The organism is Salinispora sp. H7-4, assembly GCF_013416675.1.
GTDB lineage: Bacteria > Actinomycetota > Actinomycetes > Mycobacteriales > Micromonosporaceae > Micromonospora > Micromonospora vitiensis.
In genome coordinates this window covers 1-204 of sequence record NZ_JABZED010000003.1, presented here as the reverse complement: position 1 = coordinate 204, position 204 = coordinate 1, and the positions used below count along the sequence as shown (strand labels likewise).

Here is a 204-nt window from a genome sequence, read left to right as displayed (position 1 = left end):
CAGACTGGTGCCGGTTACTGGGATGGTGGGCTTTGGGACGGTGACTGTCGTGGAGTTGGATGTTGAGGCTGGGCAGTTGCTGTCGCCGTTGTAGCGCGCCTGGATGTGGTGGGTGCCGGGTGCCAGGTGTGTGACGGTGAGGGTTGCGGTGGTGGTGGGGTTGCCGGACAGGGGTTTCGTGTCCAGGGTGGTCGTGCCGTCGAG

1 protein-coding gene is annotated in these 204 nt (G+C 64.7%); it reads right to left on the bottom strand.

Going from position 1 to position 204, the window contains the following annotated elements; all coding sequences use genetic code 11:
- On the bottom strand, positions 1-204 hold a 204-nt coding region (locus H0524_RS24400), incomplete at both ends, for an Ig-like domain-containing protein (RefSeq protein WP_255435750.1).